Origin of the sequence: Bacillus sp. 123MFChir2 (genome assembly GCF_000383235.1) — a bacterium.
Classification (GTDB): Bacteria; Bacillota; Bacilli; order Bacillales; family Bacillaceae_G; genus Bacillus_A.
On record NZ_KB910931.1, the window covers coordinates 62,428 to 79,752 of the forward strand.

The 17,325-nt window shown below is 31.8% G+C and carries 16 protein-coding genes and 2 pseudogenes; 7 read left to right on the top strand and 11 right to left on the bottom strand.

What is annotated here, in order from left to right; all coding sequences use genetic code 11:
* Window positions 1–79 precede the first annotated feature (79 nt).
* Together H280_RS0106855 and H280_RS0106860 are read left to right on the top strand one after the other, a co-directional pair.
* Window positions 80–1,273: an alpha/beta hydrolase gene (locus tag H280_RS0106855; RefSeq protein WP_020060378.1), complete on the top strand. Its 1,194-nt coding sequence runs from the start codon at window positions 80–82 to the stop codon at window positions 1,271–1,273.
* 20 nt (window positions 1,274–1,293) lie between these two features.
* Window positions 1,294–1,701, top strand: coding sequence for a J-domain-containing protein (locus tag H280_RS0106860; RefSeq protein WP_020060379.1), 408 nt, complete (start codon window positions 1,294–1,296; stop codon window positions 1,699–1,701).
* Between the two features lie 1,000 nt (window positions 1,702–2,701).
* Here H280_RS0106860 and H280_RS0106870 read toward each other — a convergent pair.
* The 5 genes from H280_RS0106870 to H280_RS0106885 all read right to left on the bottom strand — a co-directional run bounded on the left by H280_RS0106870 (window position 2,702) and on the right by H280_RS0106885 (window position 7,472).
* Window positions 2,702–3,694, bottom strand: coding sequence for an LAGLIDADG family homing endonuclease (locus tag H280_RS0106870; RefSeq protein ID WP_020060381.1), 993 nt, complete (start codon window positions 3,692–3,694; stop codon window positions 2,702–2,704).
* Between the two features lie 111 nt (window positions 3,695–3,805).
* A complete protein-coding gene (locus tag H280_RS24815) occupies window positions 3,806–4,186 on the bottom strand; it encodes an NUDIX hydrolase (protein WP_155894976.1) in 381 nt (126 codons plus the stop codon).
* A gap of 48 nt (window positions 4,187–4,234) precedes the next feature.
* On the bottom strand, window positions 4,235–5,434 hold the full coding sequence (locus H280_RS0106875; RefSeq protein WP_028411135.1) for an iron-containing alcohol dehydrogenase: 1,200 nt from the start codon (window positions 5,432–5,434) through the stop codon (window positions 4,235–4,237).
* A gap of 617 nt (window positions 5,435–6,051) precedes the next feature.
* Complete coding sequence (locus H280_RS24820) at window positions 6,052–6,264, bottom strand: hypothetical protein (RefSeq protein ID WP_081625626.1); 213 nt, start codon at window positions 6,262–6,264, stop codon at window positions 6,052–6,054.
* A gap of 275 nt (window positions 6,265–6,539) precedes the next feature.
* A complete protein-coding gene (locus tag H280_RS0106885) occupies window positions 6,540–7,472 on the bottom strand; it encodes a DUF3994 domain-containing protein (protein ID WP_020060383.1) in 933 nt (310 codons plus the stop codon).
* 668 nt (window positions 7,473–8,140) lie between these two features.
* Between H280_RS0106885 and H280_RS0106895 the strand changes: the two genes are divergently transcribed.
* Both H280_RS0106895 and H280_RS23190 read left to right on the top strand, forming a co-directional pair.
* The gene (locus tag H280_RS0106895) at window positions 8,141–8,767 is read left to right on the top strand and encodes a class I SAM-dependent methyltransferase (RefSeq protein WP_020060385.1); all 627 of its coding nucleotides are present in this window, start codon (window positions 8,141–8,143) and stop codon (window positions 8,765–8,767) included.
* Between the two features lies 1 nt (window position 8,768).
* Window positions 8,769–9,257 (top strand): annotated as a pseudogene (locus tag H280_RS23190) (DUF6037 family protein); the annotation flags it as partial.
* Between the two features lie 346 nt (window positions 9,258–9,603).
* On the opposite strand, the gene H280_RS0106905 reads toward H280_RS23190, so the two are convergent.
* Entirely contained in the window at window positions 9,604–10,140 is a 537-nt protein-coding gene (locus H280_RS0106905) for a GNAT family N-acetyltransferase (protein WP_020060387.1), read from the bottom strand.
* Between the two features lie 561 nt (window positions 10,141–10,701).
* Window positions 10,702–11,031 (bottom strand): annotated as a pseudogene (locus tag H280_RS24825) (DUF1648 domain-containing protein); the annotation flags it as partial.
* Between the two features lie 133 nt (window positions 11,032–11,164).
* Between H280_RS24825 and H280_RS25660 the strand changes: the two are divergent.
* On the top strand, window positions 11,165–11,329 hold the full coding sequence (locus H280_RS25660) for a hypothetical protein (protein WP_020060390.1): 165 nt from the start codon (window positions 11,165–11,167) through the stop codon (window positions 11,327–11,329).
* A gap of 81 nt (window positions 11,330–11,410) precedes the next feature.
* Here H280_RS25660 and coaW read toward each other — a convergent pair whose 3' ends face one another.
* The 4 genes from coaW to H280_RS26715 all read right to left on the bottom strand — a co-directional run bounded on the left by coaW (window position 11,411) and on the right by H280_RS26715 (window position 14,437).
* Entirely contained in the window at window positions 11,411–12,235 is an 825-nt protein-coding gene (gene coaW, locus H280_RS0106925; protein WP_020060391.1) for a type II pantothenate kinase, read from the bottom strand.
* 378 nt (window positions 12,236–12,613) lie between these two features.
* On the bottom strand, window positions 12,614–13,435 hold the full coding sequence (gene nadE / locus H280_RS0106930; RefSeq protein WP_020060392.1) for an ammonia-dependent NAD(+) synthetase: 822 nt from the start codon (window positions 13,433–13,435) through the stop codon (window positions 12,614–12,616).
* Between the two features lie 52 nt (window positions 13,436–13,487).
* Window positions 13,488–14,189: a nicotinate (nicotinamide) nucleotide adenylyltransferase gene (gene nadD, locus H280_RS0106935; RefSeq protein WP_020060393.1), complete on the bottom strand. Its 702-nt coding sequence runs from the start codon at window positions 14,187–14,189 to the stop codon at window positions 13,488–13,490.
* 116 nt (window positions 14,190–14,305) lie between these two features.
* Entirely contained in the window at window positions 14,306–14,437 is a 132-nt protein-coding gene (locus H280_RS26715; RefSeq protein WP_020060394.1) for a hypothetical protein, read from the bottom strand.
* Window positions 14,438–14,658: 221 nt separating this feature from the next.
* Between H280_RS26715 and H280_RS0106945 the strand changes: the two genes are divergently transcribed.
* A complete protein-coding gene (locus H280_RS0106945) occupies window positions 14,659–16,038 on the top strand; it encodes an aldehyde dehydrogenase (RefSeq protein WP_020060395.1) in 1,380 nt (459 codons plus the stop codon).
* 43 nt (window positions 16,039–16,081) lie between these two features.
* Window positions 16,082–17,152 carry a CHAP domain-containing protein gene (locus tag H280_RS0106950; RefSeq protein WP_020060396.1) on the top strand — a complete coding sequence of 357 codons (1,071 nt, stop codon included), beginning with the start codon at window positions 16,082–16,084 and terminating at the stop codon, window positions 17,150–17,152.
* Window positions 17,153–17,325: the final 173 nt, after the last annotated feature.

Consider the following 17,325-nt stretch of genomic DNA (forward strand, 5'->3'; position numbering starts at 1 on the left):
TGTCCACGGTAAATAACAAGGAAACGAGCAATTTATTACTGAAATAAGTATTGAATCGGAAAGAAAAGAGGAGGCAAAAATGAAAAAATCAATAAGTCCAATTATGCATGATTTGGCGAATCAGTTAGATCAAGGAAATCGCGATGCTCTTACGTTATTTTTGAAGAACATAAAGAAACAAGAAACACCTATTATAGAGACTTGTCCAATTGATGATGAGTACAACCTTGTTACATACATTTGGTTAGGTGATGAACTAACTGAAAATGCATATGTATTTGGAAGTTTTCCTGGTTGGGATATAACAGCGAATGAAATGGATAAGCTTTCATATACAAACATATGGTTTAAAACGTTTCGAACAAAAGAAAAGTTTGCTTCGACGTATTACTTTTCAATGAATGATACCTTTGAACAAGATTGGATAAAACGAAGTGAAAATTATAAGCGTGATCCATTGAATTCTAAAATGTTTGGGCATGAAGCAGAACCAATGTCTTTTTTAGAGCTAGGCCTATCGTCGCAGATTAACAAAACAAAGCAGGAAACTCACATTCCTAAAGGAAAAGTGGAAACACACCAGTTTCATAGTTCTATATTAAAGAATGAACGACAACTTTGGATATATACTCCACATAATTACTCACCTGAACAATCTTCTTATGACCTTCTTATCATGTTTGATGGCAGTTCTATGCTGCAGACGTTATCAGCAGCTGTAACACTAGATCATCTTATACATACAAAAGAAATTCCACCGTGTATTCTAATGGGCATTGATCATGTAGACCGATTTACAGAACTCACATTTTACAAGAAAATGAATATGTTTTTAACAAAAGAACTACTTCCTTGGATTCAAGAAAGATATCATGTGAATGAAGATTCATATCATACAACAATTGGCGGATTTAGCCTTGGTGGTTTAGCAGCTTTTTATGCAGCATTACAATATCCAGAAATCTTCGGAAATGTTTTATCAATGTCTGGTTCTGTACATTGGAAAAAAGAAAATTACGAAGGATTACATCCTTGGATTGAAAATCAATTTAAAAGAAGCAGCACATTACCATTGCAAATTTATATGAGTGCTGGGCAGTTAGAAAATAAACCATTGTTAGAAGCAAATAGGAAGTTATCACAAGTACTAAAAGAAAAAGAATATCAAAGTACCTACGTTGAATTCCCTGGTGGCCACGATGTACTGTGGTGGCACAAACAGTTTGCTGAAGGATTAGTGTCCTTACAACAACTTAAAATACTCATGAAATAATAAAAGGGAGGAGAAAGTATATGAAAGAAAAAGAGTTAGATAAAGCATTAAAGAAACAAGAAATTTTAGTGAAAGATGAAAAAGTATGGTCATATACGTATGAAGATCATATTAGTTCGATTATTAAACGATCGCAAAAAGAAGGTGTATTTGATGATTTAGTAGGTAAAGGAAAGCCACTACAAATTGATAAAAGTCTCTCTTATAATCCAGAAAAACAACTATATAAAACGATGAAAGATAATCGTATATTGCCGGGGTGGATTGAACTTTCGAAAGAGATCGATACATTAAAGGAGAAGTTGCATACATGCACAGAAAAGGAAGAATTCGCTGAAATGGTTGAAAGGATTAATAAAAAAATTTATGAGCACAACTTAACTTGTCCACCGTCAGCACAAAAAATGAAAATAAGTATACCAAGTTAATATTTTATTAGCTAATGTGCTTTTGGAGAATAAGCTCGGAAAGCGTATTTTAGCATGGTTATCTAAATTTGATACGGTTCTTTATAGAAGAGAATATTCATAATGTGACATAGCATTATTCCAAATAAAATAGAATGAACAGGAAGGTACCATGCATTTATAAGGCTAATAAAGGAGGTGATTATGCTGAAAATCTTTTGCTATTTCTTACTCATTTTGCTATTTCTTCTGGTTGATTACTATTTGTTAGATATGGATACCAAAAGATGGGGATGGTTTAAAAACAGGAGTAAAAAGCAAAAAATAATCTTTTTTACTATAGTTCTTCTCTTAACTTTCATAGGATACATACTTATTGATGCTGAATACTTTAAAATCTGAAACTTACAAAGAAATATTGTTATTATGGACAGGGGATATATAGAATTAAATCGTTAGCAAGTAAATCATCACATTTGTTGGAGAAGATCAAGGTCAATATTATTATTAAAATTCTTCCCAAAATAATAAGGGAGGATTTTTTATTTCATAAAATATTATGTTAACTAATTAATTGTGAATTGAATAAAAGAAAGAGAGGTTAGAACCGAATTATGAGAAATTTATATATACAGCAAGTTTCTGTACATATTTAGAAAATAAGATGTCAATAAATATAAAATAAAAAGAAAAGAAAGTTCACAAATACAATTTTCAGTGTAATTCAATATAAATTATGTGTGAGGATTCATCATAAAATTTTAAACTTGCATGTATATATGTTACGGATTGTTTCAAAATCTCTGTTTCATCTCAAAATGTATAGTTTACTTAAATAAAGAGACGTAAGACCACTTTCGTTTTACAACTACCTATAATTTATATTATGTTAACTGTAAAAAAGAAATCAACTAATATAAAGTTAGTTGATTTCTCCTACTCTTACGATATAAAAATGCCACATCCTTTTGTGCGTTTGCTACTCAAGCGTGATACAGTTCTTTTTTGTTTTAGTTAGCAATTATTGAATTTTATTGAGTATCTCAGTCAGATGTTCAAATTGTTTTTTGAATTCCAAATCATTTTTTAGCCAATTATGAAATGTAGTTTTTTTGACTTTGATACTTTCACAGCAATTATCAATAGAATTGTTTTGCTGATATTTAATAAGAAAATCTTTTTTTCTTTTAGTAACAGCGATTTTGGTTCTTTTTAGTTTTCTATCTTGTAATTGATCTAATTTTAGCGTTTCTTGTTGAAACTCTTCGTATTTTCTTTGTAAAAATAACTCTTTTTCTTTATAAATCCAATCAGAAAAACGTTTAATAGTTCTTCTACCACTTAAAATTACACGATAGTGTGTATCCTTATTGATAAAATTGGGATCAAAATTTTGTTCATATAAGATTTTTGTTAAAGATTGCATAAAACTATGAGAACCACCTACAAAGCTTACAGTATATTGTTGATAGTTTACATAACCATCTCCATCAAAATATCCTCTAATAAAATGATGTAAAAATTCTTCTGGAACATACGGGAATTGTACATCAAATGATTTGCAAGGAGTAATGCTGTGTATATCTATTAAGTCGTTTTTCATGATTTTGCTATTTAAGTTTAGTATATATACATCGGTATTTTTATTTTTACATAATGGCTGGTTTGACTTTATTTCTTTTTTAATATCTTCTAAAATCCCTTTTTCTTTTTGAGAAATGCTAACTGTATGACAGTTCTTAGCTATTACGCCGTCAGCGATGAAAAAACCTAAAATATATGCCATGTTGTTAGACCAAGTTTTAAAATAATCTTCATTGATAGCATATTTACGCTTCCAACTGCCACGTGCTCTCATTTCGACATTATTATCTGCTAGGACCATGCGAACGTATCTAGAAGTAACGTTCGCCAAATTTGCAATGTCTGATGTGCTAGAACCATCTAAATATAACTTAATCATTTCGCCCTTTTCCATTGTACATTTAGACCTTCCTCTGCTCTTTCTACACATTAGAATTATCCCCTTTCAACAGATATAAATTGAGTACATCTTCTTCTCTATCATACGAAAAGAACTTATGTTCTGTCTATTGGGAATAAAAAAGATTACTAACAAAATAAATTAAGGAGAAACATTAAGCGTTATTAGTTTATCAGCAAGTTTAATATTTTCTTTTAAGTAAATAGGCAACTCCGAATTATTCAGAATTTGTTGAGTTGTCATCCAAACAACATCTTCAACTTCGTAAGAGCTCTTAGCATAAACTTTGTCAGATTTGTAGTCACAAAGAAAAACAACGTCTACTACGTTTAGACCTGAATCTGTAACAAAGGAAGAACTATTGACATATCTAAGGTTTGATACCTCTATCCTTACCTCTTCAAAGATTTCCCGTTTTAGCGTTCTTTCTAAAATATCTGATGAGTTTCCTTCGTTTTCTACCTTACCGCCAACAAGAGATAGTGAACCTCCTGCGTGTTCTTCTTTTTCGCTACGTTTTATAAGTAGCCATTTTCATTTTTTAATTAAACTTCCCTCCAAGTAACATTCTTATTCTTTTATCATTTGGTAAAGTCGAACCATGTCTTCTTTTGAAAGAATTTTGGGAACGGGATAGAGCGGATTCGCCTCTTTTAAAGCCCGGTTTACCATAACAGGAATATCTTTATCAAGAATGCAGCTGACCTTTTTGGGTATACTCATGTCTTCACTGAGTTTCTTTATTGCTTCTATAAACTTTTTTGACTTTTGTTCATCGGTGTCTGATGAATTACTGATTCCAATTAAATCCGCTAGTTCAGCTAACGGTTTATATACTGATTTTCCATAATACTCCAAAACATAAGGCAAGATTATAGCGTTAGCTAATCCATGAGGAACGGAATAAAATCCTCCTAATGTATGTGCAATAGCATGAACATATCCAACATATGCACGGGTAAACGCTACACCAGCTAAATATGACGCTTTCTGCATGTTTTTGCGTGCAGAAATATTTGAACCATTTATATAGGATTCATAAAGGTTGTTAAAAATCAATTGAACTGCCTCTCTACTGTTCTGTTTTGTTTTTTCTGTATTACTTTTTCCAATGTATGCCTCAACCGCATGTGTCAAAGCGTCCATTCCAGTAGTTGATGTTATATGGGGAGGTAAATTAACTGTAAGCATCGGATCCAGTACGGCTAACTTCGGGATGAGTGCATGATCGTTAATTGCATACTTTTCATGTGTCTCACTATTAGATACAACAGTAGCGAGTGTAGCCTCACTTCCTGTACCTGATGTTGTAGGGACTGCGAATAAGGGTGGAATCTTTTTTCTGACCTTTAAAACCCCTTTCATTTCAGAAATACTTTTTTTCGGTCTAGCAACTCGCGCCCCGACCGCTTTTGCACAATCAATCGGTGATCCACCACCAAATGCAATGATACCTTGACACTTACTTTCGTGGTAAAGAGATAGTGCATCTTCAATATTATAAATTGTAGGGTTTGGAACGGTTTTATCATAAATAAAATATTTTACCCCTGCTTCTTTTAGTTGTTTAAGAAATTCATCTAGTAATCCAATTGACGTAATACCCTTGTCTGTCACTATTAACACTCTATCAATATTGTTGTTAATTAAGTGAATTTGAAGTTTACTCAAGCTATTTTCTCCTGTTAATAATTGAGGTTCACGCCAAGGTAAAAAGCAGGAAATCAACTTAAACGTGTTTTGATATAATCTACAATACAACTTGTACATATTAAGACCTACCTTTCTTTTATTGTAAGTATTAAGATAGTAGTAAGAAAACTCAAAATACGTGCGCTCTCCTATCCCCTCAGCTTCACAAGGTGGTAAGTTAGCAATGTGTTCTCACTGGTTTTTACTGTTTTGTTGTATCCACTGCGTTGTTTTTTCAACATCTAGCTCTGAAGAGGATTTATTTCCATATCGAATCAATTCGTAAATGGGAATGATCTCTCCCGTTCTACAAATTCTTTTTAACCATTGCTGTATTGACTTGTAAGAACGTCGCTTTTCGTAATATGGTAAACTACGCTCCCATTCGATTAACTTTATCCGTACTGGATCAGTAGGAAGTTGATTTATTAATTTTGGGATTGCTTTTTCCTTCTTTGTCTTCTTAATATCATGATGGTTTGTTTGAAGTTCATTAAACTGTGCCCTTTTTTTATGGTTTGGCTTTCGGACATAACTATAGAGAAAATATGCGAAAATCCCAGTGCAAATGATATAACAGATTATTATTACCCATGAGTTAGAAAGGAAAGAAATTATGGAACTTAATAAATTTTTTTCCTCTTTTATATTTATTATCTTATTAGATTTTTTTATTTTTCCAAAATCTCCATGTTTCAACTTTCCAATAAGTCTTCCGGGCTCGACGGTATCTTCAACGTCTCCTGTATTCTCATACGAATCTTCGGAATTAAATTCTTTAAAAAAATCACTTTTTGTAAGTATAGAGCACCATTGGACAAAGCAATTGCACTAATTGAGAAACAAAATATCATTACAATTTTAATACCCCACACTTTAATTTTTGTATGACGTTTACTATTGGACATGATATAAACACCTTCTCACACTTTTAATAGATACTACGGTCCATGTTAATGAAAAACCATTCAGCTTACGTGTAATTTCGACAAAACAAAAGTATATCCCTTTATGAATAGCTTTACTAAAGGGATATAACTCTCTTTAATAACATATATAGATTATGTTCGTGAATTGTAAGTTTGGCTTTTTCATTTCCAGTATACCTCCTTAATAAAAAAGGACTAGGTTTCTACACCTAATCCCTTTACTTTCTTATATTACTGTTTCATGAAACGATACTTTATTTTTGCTTTACAATTCTAGTTGTAGTTTCTGGTCCACCGTTGTATAGTTGTAAAAAGTTTTCATTGTAGTTTTGTATCTTATAAAATATGTTTCTCTCTTTATGGCTAACGAATACCCAGTGTGTTACTTGTTTTGTGATATGAAGTTCTAACATCACACTTTCTCTATCATATTCCCACGTACCTTCTATTATGTTTCTCTTACTTGGATAGTCGTCATCTGTGTACATCTCAAACGTCTTAGGATTCCCGTCTTTTAATACAAATGTTGTTATAAACTTATCTTTGCGTATGATACCCCAATTCCCTACTAACTCTGTACCGTCTACTATGTCTTTCTTCATTTTTTCATAATCTATTACATTCTCTGTTTTCGTATTTTTAAAGTCTTCAGAGTCTAGATAACCACCTTTTGTCATTGTAATTTCTGTCTTCAACTCATTAAATACGGTAGTCCAATAACTATCACCGTCTTGTAAATAAGGTGTCATTTTTTCAAGGACTTCTCTACTTTTCTCTTTATCGCTTATCTTGTCTTGCGAATACAGGTCTCTAACAATCGAGAATGCTGTTCTATAAGATGAGGTTGATTTCTTTATATTCTTCTGTATGTCTTCGTATTTATTAGGAGGGTCAATAGAATCAAACTTCGTTAAAACTTTATCTACCCTTTTTAACTTATCTAACACTTTTTTACTTGATTGCTTGTTCTTTACTGTTGGAATAAAAGCCTCATATGCTTTTGTAAATTCAGTACCTAAATCTAATACGTATTCAGCGTATTCTTCTTCTGAAACCTTTACTTTTTGGATACTCTTTTCTTTTACTTCAGTCTTTGTTTCTTTTGAAGTCTTATTATATACACCACAACCACTTAACAACATCATTACTACCGGTATTGAAAGACCTATAAGTTTCTTTCCCTTCACATCTTACACCCCTTTGTATTGTAAATTTAAGTAATCAGTTCGTTTTATCCCCTAAACCCCATCGCCATCAACTTAAGAATTACCCCAAAATGAAAAAAATGAGCTCAATTCTTATAAAACGAAACCAACTGTACCATTTTAAATAGCACAGTTGGTTTCGTTTCCACTATGTAGTATATTAATTATTTTCGTTTTATTGTTTTTCCTTTTTTAACTTTTTAATTTTTTCTCTTAAGTCATTTGTTTTTATGAATTTTTCTTTAAAATCTATATTTTGCGGACTCACAGTATCTGTTTTTTTATCCGCTGGAAATCTTCCTTGGAAATTTATCATTTTATCTAAGTTATCAATTGCTCATCGTATAGGTTTTTTATGTTCATTAGATATTATTTTATTTTTAAGTATTATACAAAGTCTTGCTTCTTCAATGAATGCAACTTGCTGCTTTATTCCTTTACAGCATTCTTTTTGACCATAAAATATAGTTTAACTATCAAATAATTTGAGGATTAATTTCACAAAAAGTGGTACAGATAGAAGGATTTTAAAGTCTTGAATCGAAGACATTAATTAATACATATGGATTGGAGTGATAGCAATGATGAATATTAAAAACACTTTCACATTGAAAATAGAGGTAGGTAATTTATAAAGGTAGGAACATTATTTGCTACGTACGTCTGAAACTACACAAAAACTTTTTGATGATTGGGCGCGAACATATGATGAAAGTCTAGAGAATCCAAATGGACCACTTTTTGGATACAATCATAGTTTGCTTGAAGCTAAGCAAATGCTTAATAATAACGATAAACATGTAATTCTTGATATTGGAATTGGCACAGGTGCTTTCGCATCTTTAATTAGTAAGAATGACTACAATATTTGGGGAATTGACTTGTCAGAAAAAATGTTAGAACAGTGTAAAAATAAGTATCCCGATTATCATTTCAGTATCGGGACATTTACAAATACAGGACAAAAAAGTGATCAGTTTGATGCTGTTATTTCAAGTTTTTGTTTTCATGAGGTTTTACCTGAAGAACGAGAAAAGGCTTGTAAGGAAGTATATCGTATCCTTAAACCCGATGGAAAACTTCTCTTATTAGACATTATGTTTGCATCCAATTTAGCTATGGAGGATGCGAAACAACGAATAGGAAAAAGATGGGATCATACAGAAGATTATCCAAAAGTAAATGATCTTGATACTATGTTACGAATGAGCGGTTTTTCTAGTTTAACTTGGAAACAAACAGCACCATGCCACTGGTCCATGTTAGCATATAAGTAAATTAGGATTATTTAAAAGGGGGACTAAAGATTTCATTGAATTACCCTTAATATACGAAGTTAATGATGAGTACAAGTCGTTTAAATTGCCACTATTAAGTCCAGAAGATGACTTATACCATGAGCTTCGTAAATTCCTAGAAATCAATTATACGAAACATGGGGCTTTTAAGCCGATAGATTTTTATAGAGCTTTGCATAACGCCATTCCAACAAAAGCTAATGAAAATAATCTAGATAGGAGGGTTTGCTCATATTCATATCCTACAAGTAAAGATAATGAGCATGAAAAAATTTATTTTCTTGGTTTCCTTAATAACGATTTAAAAGAGAACAAGCGGAGTTTAGAAAATAAAGCGAAAACAGAGAAACTTCTACCGGTTGCTAACAAAGTTATTGGTGAAAGGAATATATCTGTACGTTTTACTGATACACCAAAAGAAATCAATAAAGAAATAAAAGAAATTAATGACAAAATTAATGAGGTTTAAAATTTATATACATTTATTGTATAAACTCGAACACAAAGAGGATACTAGTTTGGTAACGAAAAAATGCTGAATTACCAACGGAGACACCAAAGTAGGGACTCTTTGAATAAATAATACTATCAAAGTATGTAAAACTTCTTTTTCTAAGAACCTTTGCATACTTTTAAATTCAACTATTAAAGTATTCTAAGAGGGAGGATAAAATCGAAAATTATGCAAAGTAGTAACAAAGTTATTGAATTTTGACATGAAAAATATGATCTTTGCTACATTTATTGTAGTAAGGATCTTTAACATTGTTTAATTTCTATCCAATTAAATCTGTTTGCACTCAAAAATCAATTAATTACAATTGCATATTTTTATAATCACTTTTAAGTATTGCCATAATAATTTCATCCGAGTACGCATTATTATAATATAAGGATTGGCGTAAGGTTCCCTCTTTTACAAACCCAACCTTTTCATACGCTCTAATTCCACGTGAATTATGACTAAATACTTCTAACTGTAAACGATTTAATTTGAGTTGCTTAAAAACAAAACTTTGAACTATTTTGATTGCTTCAGTCCCGTATCCTTTTCCCGTTAATGAAATGGAAGCCATCGATATTCTGAAGCCTGCTTTTCGACTCTCCTCATCGATATCAAGAATCGATAATTCCCCGATCATTTCGTCAGTTCCTTTTAAACAAATAGCGAAATCAAAGCGACTTGAATCATTATTTATGTTATCTATATGTGTCTTAATTTGCTCCAATGAAAAATTAGACTTGGTTCCAGTCATATAACGTATTTCTTCATCCATTGTGATTTCTAATATAATGGGTGCATCTAACTTACAAAGAGATCTTAAATAAATCCCCTCACCTTCTAATCTCATTCTAACCCTCTCCTTAGTCCTAGTAATGATATGTGTGAATATTCTTAATCTTAATAAAAAAAGTTCTATTTCACTACATCTTTTTATATACAGTTAAACTTTCTTCGTATACAGCCCCTCCTTTAATCTTATAAAAACTCCTCCAAATTGTTATTTTATTTCTTGTTTAAAATATACGAATCTTACTTCGATATTACATGAACCTTATAACGCTATGATATACCTAAAACAAATAATAAAAGTTTTATACATAACAAAATGTACCACCTGTTGCTTTGAAATACAGTTTGATCAAATAGCTACTTATAATATTGATTAACGAACAAAAAGAAAAAGCATATTTTGAAAAAATGATTAATCAAAACGGACTCATACTCTATATTGTAGGCCATTGTTTCACTATCTGCTAAAAGTTGTCTTCTATAATCCAACTCTTCAAATTTTGGTATTTTTAATTGCACTTTGCTACTTTCCAATTTGGCTACCTCATATTATATGAATTATCTTATCCTTCATAAATACAATGAAAGATAAGATAATTAAACAGATATTTTTTAATTAATTAATCATTTTTCGACTTAGTAAATAAAACTGTTTTGCATTCGTTTCATTAAATCTATTAGGATAATTATGTGACTCTGGGTGATTTTCTAAAATTTTCATTAACAATATAATGAATAATCCAATACCAGGTAAATTTAATAATTTCCATTTTGAATCCATACGATCGACTTCACCGAGACCATTAAAATGTGTAGGTACCTTTTCGGGTAATTGATTCCAAAGCGATATTAAAAAGATTATAGAACTGATATAAAATAAGAAACCTATTATATCTCAAATCCATTCACTTTTTGTTTTTGGAATCTTAGTTTTAAGTCTATTAAACATATAATCACAGCATTTTTATTAAAAAAGCCTGTAATATTCAAAAAAATATAAGAATGGAATAATAAGCAAAAATGAAATATAATATTGCCTCTAACATGGGCATACTACACTCATTCTAATTAGGAGGTGCTCCATGAAAAATCAATCGAACGACTCTCATCGCACTGGAGATGAGAGATTCAACACAGCTGGACCTACTACTGACGAAGCAACTACGGGTTATGTTCGTGCGAAAGATACTTCTCGGTCCAAAGGGAAATCTAGCAGCGAATTATCAAGTAAAAAAGATGTTCTATAGTTATTAATGAATTTTTTAGTGGATGTTCTAGAAAGATTTATTCAAAAAGCATGGTAATTTACCATGCTTTTTGGGTGCGTTTTATGAACTAGTTTTACTTAATAATGCACCGATAGCACCGCTAAATCCAGGATCTTTAAAGAAAATAGGATTTTTATTGTTCTGTAGTGTATAACCGCTTATGATATCTTTTAACGGTTCATTATTTGATAAAGTAGATCCGATATAAACAATATTATCTATGCTTTGCGCCCCTGCAATTTGAAGACTCAAAGTTGTAATAACCTCTCCAACAAGCCCTTGAACAGTTGCGATTAAATCTGATTTATTATTACCCCCTTTACTAATGGCGGCATTTCCAAAATTACTGGCAGTTAGATCTCCATCAATAGGAGATTTTATTTCATTATAAATATCACTAACTTTTATATCTAAGTTTGTCCTAGAACCAGTTTTTGAATATTTTACGATTTCATCAAAATTTTCGATACCAGTTAATAGTGTAGATAACCCTTTCAATGTGCCACCACCTATTCCAGTTCCGCCTATACGATTGTATGTATTTCCGAACATTATATGTATGGAAGTACCTGTTCCAATATTGGCAACTACATAATTCTCAAGGGAATAATTACTTTTATGCAGTAGATAATTAACCCCTCTACATGTAGCATCGAACTCTAGAATATAATGAATATACTGTTTCCCTAAAATAAGCTTTTTTAACTGTTCAGCTTTGCCGCCAGTAATACATATTTTATTTTTAAAATCGTTCGTATTAATCCAACTTGCTACTTTTTCAAGTTCATTGGAACAAAATTGATGAAGTTGTAATTCATTATCTTTATCAAAATAAGCAATTTTGGTTAATGTGCCCCCAACATCGATACCGACAGTTCCTTGCATTTGTTCACTCGCTCCTTATTTAGATTCATTCGTATGCTTACTATATGAATTTAATGTGAGGATTTAAAGGGATTTTTCATCCATTTAATAAATTCTATAAGATACTTTCCTGTATATTAGAGTTTCATTTGAGCTTTCTTTATTATATCACTTTATTTTAGGAATTTTCCCAATTTTGAATGTTATACACACCATATTTTCTATTTTGAGCTACTAGAATTACATTGAAATAAAAGTATGGAGATAAGATGAATATATACAAACAAAAAGAATGCACATATTAGATGTATCTATATATGCATTCTTTATTGGGCTTGTTATTGAATTAATCGATCTCATTAATAAAGAAGTATTATTTACTTCATACTATTGTTTTTATTATTTCCACCAATCATCAAACATAGTTGTAGGAAGTTGTCGTTTATGTTCTGTAACTAAATATCGTTTTTCAATTGCTTCTGCTACTTCTTTAGATACTTGCTTTCCTTCTAAATAATCATCTAGTTCTTCATAAGAAATTCCTAGCTCTGTTTCATCTGCTTGTTGTGGTTTATTATCTAATAAATCAGCTGTTGGAACTTTTAAATACAATCTTTCAGAAGCACCTAAAGCTTTTAATAGTTCTCTTCCTTGTCTTTTTGTTAATCCCGACAACGGAAGAATGTCGGCACCGCCATCTCCGTATTTCGTATAGAAACCTGTTATAGCTTCTGCTGCGTGGTCTGTACCGATGACAAGAAGGCCATTTTGCCCGCCAACTGCATATTGTGAAATCATTCGAACTCGTGCTTTTACATTTCCTTTATTGAAATCTGTAAGTTGTTCTTTTGCATCTTTTTCATATTGCTCTGCAAAAGCGTCTACTGTAGTTTTAATATCAAGTGCAAGTTCTTCATCTGCTTGAATGAATTGTAATGCTGCTTGTGCATCATCTTCATCTTTTTGAACGCCGTAAGGTAGGCGAATAGCTACAAATTTTACAGTGTGTCCTTCGGTTCTCAGTTCTTCTACCGCTAGTTGAGCGAGTCTTCCAGCCAATGTTGAATCTTGACCACCGCTAATTCCTAAAACGAATCCTTTTGCTCCTGTTTTAAGTACATACTCCTTTAAAAAGTCGATTCTTTTTCGAATTTCTTGATTAGGATCAATGACTGCTGACACATTTAAGTCTGACATGATTTTTTGTTGTAAAGTTGTCATTTCAAAATCTTCCCTTTCAGTTTTTAGCGTTTTATATAATATGTAATCTCTATTATTGATACAAACCTTGTTCTTTAATGTAATAGTAGCAGCTATCGGGGAGAAGATAACGCGGTTCGCCGCCCTTAGAAAATTCTTCGCGTATATATGTAGAGCTAATTTCCATAGCTAATCCTTTATCGATTAATTGAAACCGACCATCGTCATAATTACGAAGAAGAGCAGATCGACTAATCGTTTGGAGCATATCGATACCATTGCGAGCCATAATGATAAAATTATTTTCACTTATCAATTCTTTATCCATCTTCCATTTTCCATCAGCGATATCTACTAAAAGGTCTGCACCCATGATAAAAAACAATTCTGCTTCTTTAAATATAGTCCTAAAATGCTTCATTGTATAGTATGTATAATGTTTGCCTGGTAATACGTTTAATTCATGAGTGTCCAGAATGAATTTTTGGTTATCTTGTATGGCTAAGCTAATCATCTTAGCGCGGTGATCGCCAGATGTTTGTATTTTCTTATCAATACGCATGTTTGTAGAAGGTAAAAAGATAATGTAATTTAGTTTTTTACGATGCGCCACAGTAGAAGCAGTCCACAAATGAACATTTGTGATTGGGTCAAATGATGAACCGTATATTCCAATTCGTCGTCCTTTTTTAAACAGTTCACTTATATCTTTTTTTGGATTTAACTTTTGAAGATACTCCATACTTTTCATTGATTCGTTTTCATTTATTATCATTTTCAATCATCTCCGCAACTTTTTGTTTTACTTCCTCAATATTTTTCATTTTGTTGTCCCAACACTTGTTTTTATATAATAGATGATTTGAATTTTAAATAATCGTATCTTTTAACTCACAATATTTCTTTTTTTTCTTTTTTCTCCTCTGTATTCTGATCTGTAAAGATACTAGAAACGACTTCACCTGCAGCTTCAACTACGAATTCACATAGGCCAACTACTATTTCTTCGATCACCTCATGCATATTCTCACACTCCTCTTTTTGTTAATATATTTTAAGTATATAAGCTAGGTGTTTTTAAGTACTATTGAAGAAGATGACAGATATCTTACAGTTTTGTAAGACTAATAGAAAGAATGATTTGTCTTACAAATACGTACAATAAATGGATTGGGATTTTGTAATACATTTACAATTGATGTACATAGTATATAAATATTTTTTGCTATTGGAGGGATGTCCTAATGGTTGATAATATACAACAACTTATTCAAGAACATAGACAATTTTTCCATAATAATCACACAAAAAGTCTTCACTTCCGTCTTGAACAGTTAAAAAAACTAAAAAACTCTATTCAAAAATATGAAAATCAAATGCTGAGCGCATTATATCAAGATTTACACAAAAGCGAGTTTGAATCATATGCTGCAGAAATTGGTTTCGCATATAACAGTATCAACTTTATAATGAAATACCTAAAACAGTGGATGAAACCTCAAAAAGTAAAAACACCTATTCATTTTTTAGCTTCCAAAAGCTACATAATAAAAGAGCCATATGGTACAGTGCTAATTATTGGACCTTTTAATTATCCATTCCAATCATTAATTGAACCTCTTATTGGGGCAATAGCGGCAGGAAATTGTGTAGTTCTCAAGCCTTCAGAAAATGCACCAAATGTTTCAGCTGTAATTAACAAAATGATAAGTGAAACGTTTGATAAACAATATATTCGTGTAATTGAAGGAGACAGAGAAATAACTTCCTTATTAATTCATGCACCATTTGACCATATCTTTTTTACTGGTAGTGTTCAAGTTGGAAAAATTGTCATGGGAGCTGCGGCGAAAAATCTTATACCAGTAACATTAGAACTTGGTGGAAAAGGACCAGCTATTGTCGATGAAACAGCTAACCTCGATATAGCTGCCAAACGTATTATCTGGGGGAAATTCATAAATGCTGGACAATCCTGTATTGCACCGGATTACGTTATTGCACACAAGTCTGTTAAAGTAAAACTAATTTCGAAAATGAGAGAAGTCATCACAAGCTTTTATGGATCAGATGTATCAAAAAGCAATGATTATGGTCGAATTGTCAATGAGAGACAGTTTGATAGACTTATTTCTATATTAGAACAAGATCAAAATAATATACTATTTGGTGGGAATTCATCTAGAAGTCATTTATATATTGAACCAACACTTCTTGAAGCAAAATCATGGGATGCTGCAGCTATGAAAGAAGAAATTTTCGGACCAATTTTACCAATTATGGAGTACACAGTTTTAGATGAGGTTATCCATATGGTTAACAACCATGCTAAACCGTTAGCTTTGTATGTGTTTACTGAAAATAAAAGCGTTGAAAAACAGGTACTTGGACGAATTTCTTTTGGAGGAGGCTGCGTCAATGATACGATGTCACATATGGCTAATCTCCACTTGCCTTTTGGTGGAGTAGGAAGTGCAGGATTCGGTGCCTATCATGGGAAACATAGCTTTGATGCTTTTACACATTGTAAAAGCATTTTAAAGAAAAGCTCAAAGATAGAATTAGGGATTATATTTCCACCGTATAGGGACAAAATTAAAATTTTACGAAAGATTTTTAAGTAATTTTTGGTCAAGAAATAAGGTGGAATAGGAAGTGGGATAATCTGTGAATAGTTCAAGAAGCAGGATTGAAAGTATTCGTGTACTTGTTAATGAAATACTTGATTTGAACAACTTAGTTAACAGACAAGAAGCTTATGCTCAACTTAATGGAGTATCATCTTTCGCTTCGATGCTTGCAATGAAGCGAGGGTTAGAGACAGAAATTGCGGCTATTACAGGTTTGCTTCACAACTATTATTTCTATAAAACTGGTATCAGTTATTTTACCGGCATTAATAGTGCTGAAACCGTTAGACCTATCATAAGAGATTTAAATATTTTTTCTAAGGATGAACAACTTATCATTCTTCGGGCAATATTCTACCAGAATCAGCAGGAGAAAGTCCACGGTCCATATGATGAATTAATCAAAGATGCTATTATGCTCAATAATTTCTTTCAGAACTTGGATCACACCGTATCCCATACGGATGTTCAAAGATTTCATAATGTATTTGGCGAATTGTCCATTCCAAAAGACCAATTTGAAGGGGTAGTTCCAACCAATCATAATGAAAATATTACAAAAAACGGAAAAGATAAACGAAGCTTGTTGGCCGATATTTCAGAAAAACTAGCAAGTCAAAACATTATTGGTATTCCACAAGATAAACTGTATACGGAAATTTGCCATTATTGGCCTGATCCCGATATATATAAAGTACTCCAAGGGAACTGGTGTGCAGCATTCGTATACCATTGCTGTATGCAGGCAGGAATTTTGCTGCCGATACGTTATCCAAACGGTAATTATCGACTAGCTGGTGTAGGCGCTATATTTGAGTGGGCTCAACTGCCTGAATCTAGATTTTTTTATTATGATGACCAGAACTTTAGACCACAACGCGGCGATATAGTTATTTATGAAAAACTTTTATCAAATAATTCTCACGATCATATTGGAATTGTCCTTGATTGCAAAGACCAAGAAATTCTTGTCGCAGAAGGGAACAAAGATAATGAGAACTATTCAAGCGTTTTTCGTAGGTGTAGGGAACGCAACATTCTAGGCTATATTCGAATCGACAATGAATACGAATTTCATTTCGATGGTGACTATAATCCTATCATTTAAATACTGTATACCAACAGTTTCAATTAATATTTAAGATTGATATTTCTCCCTTCTTATTAAACTAACGAGAAAGGAATATAAACCTCTGATTCTTTTGTTTACTGTAGAAAAATCAGGGGTTTTAACCTCTAAAAAATAGCTTAGCGTGGGTCTTATGTCAAAAAGATGGTAAT